General features: G+C 64.5%; 9 protein-coding genes and 1 pseudogene. 1 reads left to right on the top strand and 9 read right to left on the bottom strand.

What is annotated here, in order from left to right; all coding sequences use genetic code 11:
* The first annotated feature begins 74 nt into the window (after window positions 1-74).
* Entirely contained in the window at window positions 75-3,152 is a 3,078-nt protein-coding gene (locus tag KR541_RS21010) for a heavy metal translocating P-type ATPase (protein WP_124631332.1), read from the top strand.
* A 177-nt stretch (window positions 3,153-3,329) separates the two neighbouring features.
* Here KR541_RS21010 and KR541_RS21005 read toward each other — a convergent pair whose 3' ends face one another.
* The 9 genes and pseudogenes from KR541_RS21005 to KR541_RS20965 all read right to left on the bottom strand — a co-directional run.
* Window positions 3,330-3,809 (bottom strand): GNAT family N-acetyltransferase, encoded by a 480-nt coding sequence (locus KR541_RS21005; RefSeq protein WP_089489872.1) that lies wholly within the window; start codon window positions 3,807-3,809, stop codon window positions 3,330-3,332.
* A 151-nt stretch (window positions 3,810-3,960) separates the two neighbouring features.
* A complete protein-coding gene (locus KR541_RS21000; protein ID WP_162838117.1) occupies window positions 3,961-4,116 on the bottom strand; it encodes a hypothetical protein in 156 nt (51 codons plus the stop codon).
* Window positions 4,117-4,291: 175 nt separating this feature from the next.
* A complete protein-coding gene (locus KR541_RS20995; protein WP_204384476.1) occupies window positions 4,292-5,653 on the bottom strand; it encodes a flagellar hook-length control protein FliK in 1,362 nt (453 codons plus the stop codon).
* Between the two features lie 542 nt (window positions 5,654-6,195).
* The gene (locus KR541_RS20990; RefSeq protein WP_124631333.1) at window positions 6,196-6,693 is read right to left on the bottom strand and encodes a hypothetical protein; all 498 of its coding nucleotides are present in this window, start codon (window positions 6,691-6,693) and stop codon (window positions 6,196-6,198) included.
* Between the two features lie 162 nt (window positions 6,694-6,855).
* On the bottom strand, window positions 6,856-7,323 hold the full coding sequence (locus KR541_RS20985) for a DUF4019 domain-containing protein (protein WP_050012205.1): 468 nt from the start codon (window positions 7,321-7,323) through the stop codon (window positions 6,856-6,858).
* Between the two features lie 26 nt (window positions 7,324-7,349).
* Window positions 7,350-8,498 (bottom strand): DUF2827 domain-containing protein, encoded by a 1,149-nt coding sequence (locus KR541_RS20980; RefSeq protein WP_060733344.1) that lies wholly within the window; start codon window positions 8,496-8,498, stop codon window positions 7,350-7,352.
* Window positions 8,499-8,563: 65 nt separating this feature from the next.
* Complete coding sequence (locus KR541_RS20975) at window positions 8,564-9,679, bottom strand: EAL domain-containing protein (protein WP_176016294.1); 1,116 nt, start codon at window positions 9,677-9,679, stop codon at window positions 8,564-8,566.
* A gap of 204 nt (window positions 9,680-9,883) precedes the next feature.
* Window positions 9,884-11,035 (bottom strand): DUF2827 domain-containing protein, encoded by a 1,152-nt coding sequence (locus KR541_RS20970; RefSeq protein WP_124631340.1) that lies wholly within the window; start codon window positions 11,033-11,035, stop codon window positions 9,884-9,886.
* A 144-nt stretch (window positions 11,036-11,179) separates the two neighbouring features.
* Window positions 11,180-14,515 (bottom strand): annotated as a pseudogene (locus tag KR541_RS20965) (YadA-like family protein); the annotation flags it as partial.
* Window positions 14,516-14,744: the final 229 nt, after the last annotated feature.

The following is a 14,744-nucleotide window of genomic DNA, read 5'->3' as shown; positions in this document are numbered from 1 at the left end:
CTTGACCTTACCATCATGGGAATGTTGATACTGGAACCATTCGCGGTACGAACCGCGCTTTTGGGAAATCCGACATGACTGAACCACTTGCCTCCGCGGCGCTGCAAACGATCGAACTGAGCGTCGACGGCATGCATTGCGGCGGCTGCACGGGCCGCGTGCAGCGCGCGCTGGCCGCCGTGCCGGGCGTCGTCGATGCGGCGGTCGATCTCGACACGCATGCGGCGACGGTCACGGCGCAGGACACCGTCGCGGCGGGCCAGCTCGTCGGCGCCGTCCGGGAGGCTGGCTATCGCGCGGCGGTGCGCGAAGCGGCCATCGAAGCCGGCGCGGCCACGCATTCGGCGCACGCGTCGCGCGACGAAACGCCGTCCGCGGCTTCCGGGCTTCCTCCCGCTGCTGCGACGATCGAACTCGACATCGACGGGATGACCTGCGCGTCTTGCGTGTCGCGCGTCGAAAAAGCGCTGGCGAAGGTGCCGGGCGTTACGCGAGCGTCAGTCAACCTGGCGACCGAACGCGCGACGGTCGATGCGTCGGCCGGTGTTTCGGCCACCCAGTTGGCGGACGCCGTGAGACAGGCCGGTTATGGTGCGACGCCAACTGCGTCGGACACCGTCGTCCCGGCCGCCGCCACTGCATTGCCCACCGCGCCCACAAGCATCGAACTCGACATCGACGGGATGACCTGCGCGTCATGCGTGTCGCGCGTGGAGAAGGCGCTCGCGAAGGTGCCGGGCGTCACGCGCGCGTCGGTCAACCTCGCGACCGAACGCGCGACCGTCGACGCGTCGAACGCCGTATCCGCCGCACAGCTCGTCGACGCGGTGAAGCAAGCCGGCTACGGCGCGACACCGGCAGCCGTCGCGGCTCCGCCCGCCACTTCCGCTGCCACGCCTGCTTCCACCGTCGTCGAACTCGACATCGGCGGCATGACCTGCGCGTCCTGCGCCGGCCGCGTCGAAAAAGCGCTGGCCGCCGTGCCGGGCGTCACGCGCGCGACGGTCAATCTCGCGACCGAACGTGCGTCGGTGCACGGCGCCGGCGCACTCGACGCCGCCACGCTGATCGCGGCGGTCACCACAGCCGGCTACCATGCATCGCTTCCGGCCGCGTCGCCCGCCGGCGCACCGGCCGGCGCCGACTTGCAACCGTCCGGCCCCGCGCAGGACCTGGACGCCCGCAAGCGCCGCGAAGCGATCCGCGAACGCAACCTCGTGATCGGGGCCGCCATGCTGAGCGCGCCGCTCGTCGCGCCGATGCTCGCCGCGCCGTTCGGCATCGACCTGATGCTGCCCGGCTGGCTCCAGCTCGTGCTCGCGTCGATCGTCCAGTTCGGCTTCGGCGCGCGCTTCTACCGCGCGGCCTGGCATGCGGTGAAGGCGCGCACCGGCAACATGGACCTGCTCGTCGCGCTCGGCACGTCGGCCGCGTACGGGCTGAGCCTGTGGATGTTGCTGCGCGATCCCGCGCATCCCGGCCATCTGTATTTCGAGGCGTCGGCCGTCATCGTCACGCTCGTGCGCTTCGGCAAGTGGCTCGAATCGCGCGCGAAGCGCCAGACCACCGAGGCGATCCGCGCGCTGAACGCGCTGCGGCCGGACCGCGCGCGCGTCGTCGAGGATGGCGTCGAACGCGACGTGCCGCTGTCGCAGGTGCGCGTCGGCACGCACGTGAGCATCCGGCCCGGCGAGCGCGTGCCCGTCGACGGCCGCATCGTGTCGGGCCGCTCGCACATCGACGAATCGCTGATCACCGGCGAAAGCCTGCCCGTGCCGAAAGACGACGGCGATGCGGTCACGGCCGGCTCGATCAACGGCGAAGGCGCGCTCGTCGTCGAAACCACCGCGATCGGCGCGGAGACGACGCTCGCGCGCATCATCCGCCTCGTCGAATCCGCGCAGGCCGAGAAGGCGCCGATCCAGCGCCTCGTCGATCGCGTCAGCGAGGTGTTCGTGCCGGCGATCCTCGGCATCGCCGTGCTGACGCTGGTCGGCTGGCTGATCGCCGGCGCGGGAATGGAAACCGCGATCCTCAACGCGGTCGCGGTGCTCGTGATCGCATGCCCGTGCGCGCTCGGTCTCGCGACGCCCGCCGCGATCATGGCCGGCACGGGCGTCGCGGCCCGGCACGGCGTGCTGATCAAGGACGCGCAGGCGCTCGAACTCGCGCAGCGCACGACCGTGATCGCGTTCGACAAGACCGGTACGCTGACCGAAGGCAAACCGTCCGTGACCGCGTTCGACGCCGTCGGCGTGCCGCGCGGCGAGGCGCTCGCGCTCGCGGCGGCCGTGCAGCGGCAGAGCGACCATCCGCTCGCGCGGGCCGTGGTAGCCGCGCATGAAGCGGACGTGGCCGCACAAGTCGGCGCGGCGGAGCCGGCCGTCGCGACCGATGCGCGCGCGGTGGCCGGGCGCGGCGTGGAAGCGCACGTCGGCGGGCAGCGGCTCGCGCTCGGCAGCACGCGCTGGCGCGACGAACTCGGCATCGCGGTGCCGCCGGCGCTCGACGCCCGCGCGGCGGAACTCGAGCGCGCCGGCAACACGATCTCGTGGCTGATGCGTGCCGACGCGCCGCGCGCGGTGCTCGCGCTGATCGCCTTCGGCGACACCGTGAAGCCGGGCGCCCGCGACGCGATCGCGGCACTGGCGGCGCGCGGCGTCGCGAGCGCACTCGTGACGGGCGACAACCGCGGCAGCGCGGCGGCCGTCGCGGCGGCGCTCGGCATCGGCGAAGTGCATGCGCAGGTGCTGCCCGACGACAAGGCGCGCGTCGTCGCCGAGCTGAAGCGCACGCACGGCGGGATCGTCGCGATGGTCGGCGACGGGATCAACGATGCGCCCGCGCTCGCCGCGGCGGACGTCGGCATCGCGATGGCGACCGGCACCGACGTCGCGATGCACACGGCCGGCATCACGCTGATGCGCGGCGACCCGGCGCTCGTCGCCGACGCGATCGACATCTCCAAACGCACGTACCGCAAGATCCAGCAGAACCTGTTCTGGGCGTTCGTCTACAACCTGGTCGGCGTGCCGCTCGCGGCGCTCGGCTTGCTGAACCCGGTGATCGCGGGCGCGGCGATGGCGTTTTCCAGCGTCAGCGTCGTGACCAACGCGTTGCTGCTGCGGAGATGGAAAGGCCGCGCGCGGTGAGCGGTGAGCGGTGAGCGGTGAGCGGTGAGCGGTGAGCGGTGAATGGCGGATGGCCGGATGGGCCGTTCGGCGGTCGACGCTCGACCAACAGGGCGGATAGGGACGCATGCCGGCGTTGGCCGGCGACGCGGCGTGCCGAACCGGCCGCATGTGACGACGCATCGCCGGCCGGCGGATTCAGTCCGACACGACCGGTTTGATCAACGTCGTGGTGATCGGCACGAAGCCGCACGCGCGATACAGCGCGCGCGCCGCCGCGTTGTGATTGAACACCGACAGCCCGATCTCGGTGACGCCGTAGCGGCGCGCCTCGGCGTCGAGTGCGTCGAGCGCACGCGTGGCCCAGCCCTGGCGGCGCCGGGACGGGACGATGTCGAGGTCGTAGATGAACAGCGTGCGGTTCGGCCCTTCGGGGACGATCGCGTACCAGAGGTCGCCCACCGTGTCGCCGCTGGCGCCATCGATGAGCGTGACGAGGGTCTGGCCGGCGGTCAGCAGGCCGTCCGGCAGCAGCGTGTCGAAACAGGCGCGCGCACGATCGGCCGCGTCTTCGACAGCATTTTGTCCGGAGGAAACGAGATCGCTCGCGTAGCCGTCGATAGCTCGCGTGCGGTACGCGCGGAATTCGCCGGCCGTCATCGGCCGCATCTGCAACATGGCCCGGTCGCCGTGAACGGAATCGGACTTCCAGTGTAGCGGGACAGTCGCACCGGCGCGCGATGCGGCGGTGGAGAACGGGCAGGCAGGTGCGGCGAACGCCGCGCCGAATCAGCGAATCAGCGAATCAGCGAATCAGCGAATCAGCGAATCAGCGACGGTACAGGACGATCGGCACGAGGTGCGCACGGCGCACGCGCTCGGCTTCCGCATGACGCGCAGCGTACGAGTACTCGGCGTCGAGCGGCAGGTGCGGGGAGACGAACAGGTCGTCGATTTTTTGCAGCAGGGCGAAGATGAAGCTCATGTGAGACTCCTGACAGACGTGGCTAGGGTTTTCCCTTAGATGACCTCCATTCTAAGGGTTTTCCCTGAATTCTGCCAGTGAGCTGCATCGGTTTGCCGCAGGCGCGCGACAGCCGATCGCCGGCGCGGAACGGCGATCCTTGCTGCGTCGGGCTTCCAGGATGGGGTCGAAACGATCAGCGCGCGCGGTGAGCCCGCTTCCCGACGGCCGCCTCGCGGTTCGCGTTGCGCTGAAGCCGGTCGACTTGCGACAGAAGCGCTTCGTGGTGCTCTTCGAGCGTCATCAGCGTGGCCTGCTGCGTCGACAGATCGGCCGCGAGGCGATCGATCCGCTGCTGCTTGGTGGCGACGTCCTGCTTCAGGTGCGCGATCTGGCGCGTTTGCAGTACCAGCGCGACGAGCCCCGCCAGCACGACGACGGCCAGCGCGAGCAGCAGGCGGTTCACGCGGCGCATCTCGCGATCGGCCGCGCGCGTCAGGCCGTCCACGTCGGACTGCAGCGCGGCGATCCGGTCGGTCAGCGGGCGCAGGTGCGTGTCCGGATCGAAGGCCGGCGTGGGCGGTTGCGTACGCTCCGACGAGGGCTTGGTCACGAACGATGCGGCGGAGCCCACCGGCTGCGTGACCGGCGACGGCGAAGCGTCGGGATGCCGGGTCGTGTCGCGGGGCTTCGCGGAATGCGGGGTGATCGCCGGTTCGGACGGCTCTGCCGGCGTCTGCGGCTCGACCCGTGCAGCGACGACCGGCGGCGGGTTCAAGTCAGCCGCTTCCGGCTTCGAATCGATGCGCGTCGGAACCGGTGCGGCCTGCGTCGCCGTCGCTTCGCTTGCGCCGGCAGCCGCCCGGCGCTTGCCGCCCGAAGACGAACGGCGTTCCTTCGCGGCATCACCGGAAGATTTCCCTTCGCGGGATTTGACGCCCGCCGCCTCGACGGCAGGCTTCGCGACTTCGCCCTCTGCCGCTTGCGATTCCGCCGCCTGCGCCGCCTCGCCATCGGCAGCTTGCAGTGTCGTGTTCGTCTTCGCCTTCGCGGCGCCATCGATCACCGGCACGTCGACCTGCGTGACGACGCGATCGCCGGCAGGCAAATCCGCTGCCTCCGTTGCACGATCCCCTGCAGATGTACCGTTGACGTTCGCGGCCAAACCGCCTTCAGGCGTCGAAACGACCACGGTCGCCACATCGAGCGTCGCCGCCCCTTCAGCTTCCGCCAGCCCCGCGGCAGCCGCATCCGCCGGCGGGCTGAATCCGTCCAGCGTGGCCTGTCGCCCGTCGTCGGCGCCGGCCGACTCATCGGCTCCCACGATCGCTTCATCGCGCACCGCAACCGGCATGCGTTCGCCGGGCTCGAGCACCGGATCGCCGAACAGGTCGAGCGTCCGTTCGTCGCGCGGCGCGTCGCCGGCCGCTGCGCTGCCGGATCGCGCCGTCGCCCTGGCGGACGTGCTGCCTGCGGCTGCGGCCGAGCGCTGGCGCGAACGGGCCGACGAACGGGCGGAACGGGAACGGGAGCGAGGCGTGGAAACGGATTCGCTCACGTCTGCCAGATTATCGTCCAGGGACATCCAGTGAAATCCTATTGTTCTTCAACAAATCAATAACTTGCGTCTTCAATCCATCCAATTTGCTCTGACTCCATCCAGCCTGTCCAGTCATCCCCGATGGGCTACGTGATGGGCCAAAAACCGATGCTAACCGACAAACAAGCCAAAGCGCTCAAACCAAGCGACAAACCCGTCTTCGACGGCAAAGTGACTGGACTGCTGCTCACTCCAACGAAATCGGGCTGCAAGTGGGCCTCGCCGTGTGACTGGCAAGCGACGCAGGCCTCGGCACGTACCCTGAAATCTCCATCGCTGAAGCGACGAACGTGCCGATCGGCAATCCCGCTGGCAGGCAAAAAAGCATTCGGTTAGTCGCAAATATCGACGTATTTTCCATTACCGTTGTATCGACGATCACTCGCGGTCGCCGACCGCGAGCGCCCACGGTCCGTCGCGTGCGCACTTGCTTGACCGGCTCGCGGATCGCCAGCCCACACTAGCCCAACCTTGAAGCCTGCGGCCGGCACGTTGCTGCGCTACCGCTCGACCAGCGGCGCCGGAACGTGTAAATACGGAAACGTCGCGGGGATCGTGTCGACCGTCGTCTCGCACAGCATCGGCAAGCTCATGATTCGACACGCATAATCGTGCGCCGGCAATGTAGCCACATCGCCGAGCGTTACGCAACGATCGACCCTGTCGACCGATGCAACAGGCGCGTCAGCGCAGCTGGGCACACTAACCGTCAGCGTCGCCAGCCCGCGCCGCTTCAGCATCGGCAGATACCGCGCGAACTGCACGACATCGCCGAGCCCCTGTTCCGGCCAGACGATGAGCGACTTCCCGTCGAGCGTCTCGCCCCCGCCGCGGCGCAGGCAGGTCCGGCGTAACGTGATTCGATGCATCAGCGCCCCAATGCGACGAGAGTTGGTAGCGGCCTCGTAAAGCCGCAGCCCTCCTCGTACTGCCCCATCGCGAGCAGGAGCAGGGTTCAGGTTGAATATCGTCGGTACACGGCCAGGATCGAGCGTCAACGCACGTCTCAGACACGCGACGGCCTCGCTCAGGCGGCCGGCGTCATGCAGCAAGCGACCCAAGTTGTTCCCGGCTTCTGGTCGACGTGACGGGTGATGCTTCGCGAGTTCGATCGCCGGGACAGATGGGAAGCGATCTATCCGTCCACGAAGATCAACGATCTACTGGATAAAATTCTGCTCTATTCGCGGTACGTAGCCAGTCAAGTGCCAGCGGCCGTCGGGTTCGAGGCGGAAGCTCAGCTTCTCGAACATCGTGGCGCCGCTCGCCAGCGTCGTCGCGTAATCGACGTTCGCGTAGAGCCCGTCGGGCATCCCGCTTGCGTGCTCGTAGCGGATGCGCGCGACCTGCGCCCAGCCACGATGGCTGACCGCGCCGACCGACTGGCGTGCTTGCTGCATCTGCGCCGTGAACTGGTCCTGCTTGATGCGCGCCTTGAGGAAGGGTGCGGCGTCGGTCCATACCGCGCCGTACAGGCCTGAATCGAGCTGCTTGAATACCGCATCGGAATCGCGGAGCAGCGTGTCGGCCGATTCACTGGAAGATTGCGCGTGTGCGCCGATCGCGATCGATGCGGCGGCGCAGCCACTCAGCCATTTTGCGCGGGTAAGGGTCGGGCGTGGGTTCATTGTCGGGGTCCGGAAAGGTCTGCGCATTACGCGTCGCGATAGAGAACGGCGATTGCATCCGTATAGGCCGCGACGTTCTCGGGGTTGTAGATGCTGACCGAGTCGAGCACGTATTTCGATTTTCCGCGGTACTCGTCGAGGTTCGCGTCGTGCTCTGAAAATGCCTGCAAGAGTGCCCATCCCCCCTCCTGACAATTGAAGTCCGGATAGAAATACCCGGCCTTGCCGAGGAACGGCGAGTTGTGGATCAGCGGATAGTCGCCGTACAGCAACTCGTAATACAGGTAGTTCTGCGCGTTCTCCCACGTGTGCGACACCACCGCGTCGCCGTACGCGGCCATGAATTCGTACACCGCGTAGCGGCTTTCGAACGTCGTGATCCCGTGGTTCACGATGTCGAGGCTCTTCGCGAAGTGCACGAACGTCGGATGTTCCTTCAGGTGCAGCGTGTTGCATACGCGCACGAATTCGAGGAACGCCGGCTTCGCGCGATACGCTTCCTCGGTCACGAGCATCGGGATGATGCTGGTCTTCACCATGCAGATGTTCGGCTCGAACATCGTCACGCGCCACCGGGGCTTGCCGGGCTGATAGCCGAACGACAAACCGGCGCCGAGCGTCGCGCGCGCCTTGTCGAACAGCATCGGGTGCCAGATGTGCGGGACGATCGTGACCGGTGCGCGCAAGCCCGTCTGGTAGTAGTGCAGGCACGAGCGCTCGAATTCGGGAATCGTCCACACCGCGTCGTACGGCGCGCCCGAGAACAGGAAGCCCGACGGCTTGTCGAACATCGCGCGCTCGATGTCGATCACGTAGTCGTTGCCGACGCGCATCGTGACGACCTTGCCGCCGCGCTCGCGGAACGCGCGCAGGTAGTCCGCGCCGAATTGCGCGCTCATCTCGATCAGCACGTCGCAGCGCTCGAGCGCTTCGTCCATCGACAGCAGCGGCACGTTCCACTCGCCGAGCATCATCTGCGGATCGGCGACCTGTTCGCCGCCGTTGACCATCACGGCATCCGCGACGAGCGGCGACTGGCGCAGCAGCAGGATCAGCAGCAGGCAGTTCTGGAAAATGCCGTTTTCCCACAGCGACTGGCCGGCGCCGCGCACGAACAGCGACACGCCGACGACGAGGCGTCCGCGGGCGCGAGATACTGGTCTGGTGGTCGCCATTTCCGTTTATTCCTCCAGGTTGAACCGCTGGGCGCTTGGCGCTTGAGAATTCCGATATCGACCATTCACAAGTCGACTCCCGATTTCATCGAGCGTGCCAATTCCTGGCCATTGATTCGACCGAGCATGGCAAAACACCGAAGCAGTCGCACTGATGATGTATTGTGTGTTTCCGCCTGTTTTTCCATCGCGTCCGTCAGGTAACTGCGCATACTCGTTGCGATAGCGGAACGCCTGCCATACAACGCGCTTGCAAGTCCGGCCGAAAAGGCACGCCTCGCGTCGCCGTGTATCTTTCTGTCCATGTGCGGATCGATCACCGCATTGGCGATACGCTCGAATTGCTGCATCGAGCGCCCTACCGATCCACCTGCGGACTGCTCTGTCATTCTCAACCGGCTCGGCTTGCCAGTGTAGTAGCCTTGCACCCAGTGAGCCCCGGCCAGCGAGGCGGTGCGTAATGCGTCGGCGCTTTCTATTCCCTCCACCACCACCTGTGATGCCTGGTCTCGGGCACTAGTCACCAATTTCTTGAACTGCTCGAGATGTATCGCGTCGTATTCGCCCGTCGGTAACATTCGACCAGAAATCTTGATGATTTCGGGCGAAGAAATCACCGCGCGATTCTCCACGCTGAACCCGTCGCCAAAATCGTCCAGGGCGATACTGCAGCCGATACGCCGCAGGTGCTCGACAAATACTCGACCTGTTACGGGTGACAACTGCGTAGTTTCGGTAATCTCCACCACAAGACGAGACGCTATGTCCGGTCTGCCTTCAAGCAGCCGAAGAACCGATGCCCATCCTCCGATCTCATTCGCACTTTGCGCGGAAATATTGACGCCCAATCGAATGTTGAAGTTCGACTCCAGGAACTCGATGGCCATGCCAATGACATAGCGGTCCAGGAAGCGCATGAGTCCAAGCCGTTCCAGACTGGGAATAAACGCCGACGGATATGTGATCGGTTGATCGTCGGTGCCGCGAAGTCGCACCAGGCATTCGTGATACAAAACCCGTTCACCATCTTGTACGCTCAAGATCGGCTGAGCGCACAGCATCAATTGATCGCAAGCTGTCGCAGCCAGCACTACGGCGGCCGTTCTCAGGTCCGGCGTCCCGTAAGATCCTGTATCCCGTGCAAGGGCATATTGCACCATCGCCTTCGTGCAGTAGCTCATGTCGTCGTCATACACTCGGACGAAAAACGTGGCGTCCCGCGAACCTTGGCGAAAACCGGCACAGAAACCCGAGGCTCCGAAAAATCCTGTCGCCCCGCAGCCACGGGCCGGTGCGATGCATGAACGGCGATACACCGACGACGAAGCGCTCGCCCTCGCCGGGCGCTGGACGCACATGGGCGTCCGACACGCGTATGGGCCGGTTCATGCGGCCAGGCGCTCAACGAACGCGTCCAGGTTGGCGGGGTTGTCGATCGAGACCGATCGCAGCAACCGGTCAGCTTTCGCGCGATAGTCGTCAAGCCGCTCGTCGTGATGCAGCCACGCTTCGAGCAGCGCCTGGCTGCCCGCGACGGAATCGAAGTCGGGGTAGTAGTAGCCGGCATCTCCGAGCAGCGTCGAATTGTGGATCAGCGGATAGCCGCCATATAACACGTCGTAGTACAGGTAGTTCTGCGGATTTTCCCAATGGTGCGACACGACGGCATCCGCATGGCGCGCCATGAAGCCCGGCAGGTCGGTGCGCGGTTCGAACGTCGCCTTATGTCGGCGTACGAGATCTAGGCTGTTCGCGAAATGCACGAAGGTAGAATGTGCCTTCATGTGTATCGAATTGACGACGAACAGATGCTGCACGGCCTCGGGATGCGCGCGGTAGAACTCGTCGCAAACAAGCATCGGGTAATGGCAGGACTTCACAACTGAGATGTTTGGTTCGAGCGTCGCGAGACACCACGCGCGGCGACCAGGCCGATAGCCGAACGTCATTCCTTCGCTCGCCAGCGCGGCAATACGGCGATCGAGAAAGTACGGCGACCAAAGATGCGGAATCGTATGGACCGGCGCGCGCGTGAGCGTGCGCAGCAGCGGCACGTCGATCTTTTGCGATTTTTCGAGTACCCACACTTCGTCGAACTGCGTGCCGTTGAAGATGTGTCCCGAAGGCTTCTCGAAGATCGGCGTTTCGGCGAGGCCACTGTACGTATGGCCGACGTAGCACGCGACGAGCTTCGTGCCGAGCGCCTTCACGTGCCTGAGCCATTCGGCCGGCAGTTGTGCACCCATCTCGATCACGACGTCGAGCTCATGCGCGACGTCGACGGGTTTCACGAGCGGGATGTCGAGGCCGTCGAGGTCGAGACCGGCCGGCAGCGCGTTCGCGTCCCCGCCGTTCAGGAAATAGACGGGGCCGATGCGGTCCGAGTGCTTGAGCATCATCGCAAGGAACGCGATGTTCTGGTGAATGCCGTTTTCCCACAACGACTGGCCGTCGCGCGCAAACAGCGAGATGCCCACACCTGGGCGCAGCCTTTTGCGATTGTGGTTGAGGGAACATCCGAGCGGAGAATGCCTCATGGTTCCACCCGGAATGCGTGGCGTAGTTGAAAGCTATCCATAAAACGCCCCACTTGACGAGGCAAAATTATTAGCGGTTGAGCAGGGAAATCTCCGGGCGGATGCCGACAGGATCGGCATCCGCCCGGAGCTCAAATCAACGCTTTACCATTGATATGAGACGCCAGCGCCATAAGTGCTGGCGCTCCCGCTGATCCCTACCCCGATCTTCGCTTTCAGGTTGTCGCTGAAGCGAACGGATACCCCGAGCGCAGTCGCTGCATACCCTTGGTAACTCCCCCCTCCGATCCCCACCGCAATCGTCTTCCCGGGGTCGACTTCGGGAATCATGGTCAACGCGGTTGCCGCGGCGATCCCGGAGTAGGCACGACGTGCTACCTCATTGACGGTCGACTGGACACCCCACAACTGGTTCATGTTCGCTGCATCCGTTCCGTTGATGCCAGGCGCCACGTTCGTCAACCGACGCTCATTGCCGGGCGATCCGAACGACACCGTGTTGGGCTGCGAAGCCACCGAACCCGCACCGATTGCCACGGCATTCGAAGCGCTCGCGACACTGCCCTGTCCTACCGCAGTCGTATTGGCGCCCGAAGCAGTCGATCCCTGGCCCAATGCAGTCGAGTTGTCTCCTGTCGCGGCTGCGGCCTGACCATCCGCCTTCGAGTTAGCGCCCGAGGCGATCGCGCCCTGCCCCTCTGCAGTCGAGTTTTGCCCGGATGCAACCGCGCCTTCACCCACCGCGGTCGAGTTCGCTCCGGACGCGGATGCGCCTTGACCGACGGCCGTCGAGTTCGGTGCCGCGGTGGCCCCGGTGCCGATGGCGGTGCTACCGTCCGTCGTCTGGGTCTTGATCGACGTGAGCGGCGCCACTGCGGTTGAAAGCGATGCCAGGCTGTCGTTGGTTGTGGACAGTCCGGTCGAGAGCGACGTCACGTTACTGTCGGTCGTGCTCAATCCCGTCGACAACGAGGCAATACTGCTGTTTGTCGAGCTGAGGCCGGTCGACGTTGACGTCGACAGCGACGCGACACTGCTGTTGGTCGTGCTCAGGCCCGTCGACAGTGAGCTGACGCCGGTGGATGCGGATGTCGAGAGTGACGCCACGTTGCTGTTCGTCGTGCTCAGCCCCGTCGACAGCGACGCGACGCTGCTCCCGGTTGCGCTAAGGCCGGTCGACAGCGAGCCAATGCCCGTCGACGTGGACGTCGACAACGATGCCAGGTTGCTGTTGGTCGCACTCAATCCCGTCGACAGCGAGTTGACGGTTGTCGACGTCGAGGTCGACAACGACGCCACCGTGCTGTTGGTCGTGCTCAGGCCAGTCGACAACGAGCTGATACCCGTCGAGGCCGAGGTCGACAGCGACGTCACCGTGCTGTCCGTCGTGCTCAGGCCAGTCGACAACGAGCTGATGCCCGTCGAGGCCGAGGTCGACAGCGACGTCACCGTGCTGTCCGTCGTGCTCAGGCCAGTTGACAACGAACTGATGCCCGTCGAGGTCGACGTCGACAGCGACGTCACCGTGCTATCCGTCGTGCTCAGGCCAGTTGACAACGAACTGATGCCCGTCGAGGTCGACGTCGACAGCGACGTCACCGTGCTATCCGTCGTGCTCAGGCCAGTCGACAACGAGCTGATGCCCGTCGAGGTCGACGTCGACAGCGACGTCACCGTGCTGTCCGTCGTGCTCAGGCCAGTCGACAACGAGCTGATGCCCGTCGAGGTCGACGTCGACAGCGACGTCACCGTGCTGTCGGTCGTGCTCAACCCGGTCGACAACGAGCTGATGCCCGTCGAGGTCGACGTCGACAACGACGTGATCGAGCTGGTCGCCGACGAAAGGCCCGTTGACGCTGATGTCGACAGTGAACTCAACTGACTGTAGTTCACCGCGTCGGTTGGATTCACGCCTGCGGCGACGTTAGTCAATGTGACCGGCGTAGTCGCGCCGACACTACCCAACGTCACCGACGTATGCGCTGCGTTGTCATACTGCACAGAATTTGCTACGCCCGTCGACAGCGACGCTACCGAGCTATTCGTCGCGCTCAGACCCGTCGACAGCGACGCTACCGAGCTATTCGTCGCGCTCAGACCCGTCGACAGCGACGTCACCGAGCTATTGGTCGAGCTCAGACCCGTCGACAACGAGGTCACGCCGCTTTGAGCCGTGCTGATCCCCGTCGACGCCGACGTCGACAGCGAGGTCACCGTGCTATTCGTCGTGCTCAGACCCGTCGACAACGACGTCACTCCGCTTTGAGCCGTACTGATCCCCGTCGACGCCGACGTCGACAGCGACGTCACCGAGCTATTCGTCGAGCTTAGACCCGTCGACAACGAGGTCACGCCGCTTTGAGCCGTGCTGATCCCCGTCGAGGCCGACGTCGACAGCGAGGTTACCGAGCTATTCGTCGCGCTCAGGCCCGTCGACAACGACGTCACGCCGCTTTGAGCCGTGCTGATCCCCGTCGACGCCGACGTCGACAGCGAGGTCACCGTGCTATTCGTCGCGCTCAGGCCCGTCGACAACGACGTCACTCCGCTTTGAGCCGTGCTGATCCCCGTCGACGCCGACGTCGACAGCGAGGTCACCGTGCTTTTGGTCGAACTCAGACTTGTCGACAACGAAGTGACGCCGCTTTGCGCGGTGCTGATCCCGGTGGAGGTTGACGTCGACAGCGAAGTCACGGAACTGTTGGTTGAACTGAGTCCCGTCGAGAGCGACGCAATTGAACTGCTTGCGGATACAGCACCAGCAGCCGCAGTAGACAGGCTTGTCACGCTCGAAGCGACGGCAGTAATCGCTTGATTCGTCGCATAAAGCTCCGATCCGTTAATCGCGTCAGTGCTAGTGGACGATATCTGCCCTGCACCAACATTGGTGATGACTCTTTCGTCACCAGGGGAACCCACGCTAACGATCCCATAGGCGCTTATCCCGGCAAAAGTATATTGGACACCATTAATTGTCGTGCCCAGCGCTGGGGTAGCCATACCATCGGCTATCGACCCATACCCTAAAGCCACAGAGTTAACAGCATTAGCTGTAGCTCCATAACCAATTGCAGTGGCGCCTTGAGATGTCGCAGTAGCATGCGCACCAATTGCCGTGGCGTTCGCTGCGCTGGCAAACGTGAACGCACCAAGCGCTGTCGCATATAGACCCGAAGCGGTAGTGTCCCAGCCGATGGCAACTGCCGGCCCCATTGTCCCAAGTACGCTCGAACCCGAGTTCGCTGTAGCAGCTGAACCAATTGCAATATCCCCAGCGGTAGATGCATTGGTTACCCCATTATTACCACCAATTGCGATCGCACCTGTCTGAGCGGCCGCTCCGAGGCCAGCCGAATATTGCGCCAGAACAGTATGTGGGCACGCAATCAGTGCAACGGCCATCAGCGCAACTACGCTCCTCTTGTTCGGCTTTCCGCGAGCCGAGTCGTTTTCTGAGGCGGCCACCCAGGCGCCAAGCGCCTCGTTCCAAATTGTCCTGTAATTCTTGTTCATTTAGATCCCCGTCGATATCGAGCCGCAGCTTCCGCCAATCGACCCTTTCACATAAATCTGACAAATTAAAAAATGTCGACCTTTCAACGGCGAGCTAAATGCCAAACCCACTCACCGGCTAGCGTCGATTTTCCAATTGACCGCCCGGCCCAGGGCTGAACAATTTTCACGAAAATGCACCAATCCGGTGAATATG

This window comes from Burkholderia sola (assembly GCF_905400185.1).
Lineage (GTDB): Bacteria > Pseudomonadota > Gammaproteobacteria > Burkholderiales > Burkholderiaceae > Burkholderia > Burkholderia sola.
The sequence above is the reverse complement of the archived record's forward strand: the minus strand, read 5'-3'. Positions and strand labels throughout refer to the sequence as shown.

Bases quoted from the DNA above. Each gene is read 5' to 3' on its own strand.
- KR541_RS21010 (WP_124631332.1), top strand. From the start codon at position 75: ATGACTGAACCACTTGCCTCCGCGGCGCTGCAAACGATCGAACTGAGC.
- KR541_RS21005 (WP_089489872.1), bottom strand. From the start codon at position 3,809: ATGTTGCAGATGCGGCCGATGACGGCCGGCGAATTCCGCGCGTACCGC.
- KR541_RS21000 (WP_162838117.1), bottom strand. From the start codon at position 4,116: ATGAGCTTCATCTTCGCCCTGCTGCAAAAAATCGACGACCTGTTCGTC.
- KR541_RS20985 (WP_050012205.1), bottom strand. From the start codon at position 7,323: ATGAACCCACGCCCGACCCTTACCCGCGCAAAATGGCTGAGTGGCTGC.
- KR541_RS20980 (WP_060733344.1), bottom strand. From the start codon at position 8,498: ATGGCGACCACCAGACCAGTATCTCGCGCCCGCGGACGCCTCGTCGTC.
- KR541_RS20975 (WP_176016294.1), bottom strand. From the start codon at position 9,679: ATGAGCTACTGCACGAAGGCGATGGTGCAATATGCCCTTGCACGGGAT.
- KR541_RS20970 (WP_124631340.1), bottom strand. From the start codon at position 11,035: ATGAGGCATTCTCCGCTCGGATGTTCCCTCAACCACAATCGCAAAAGG.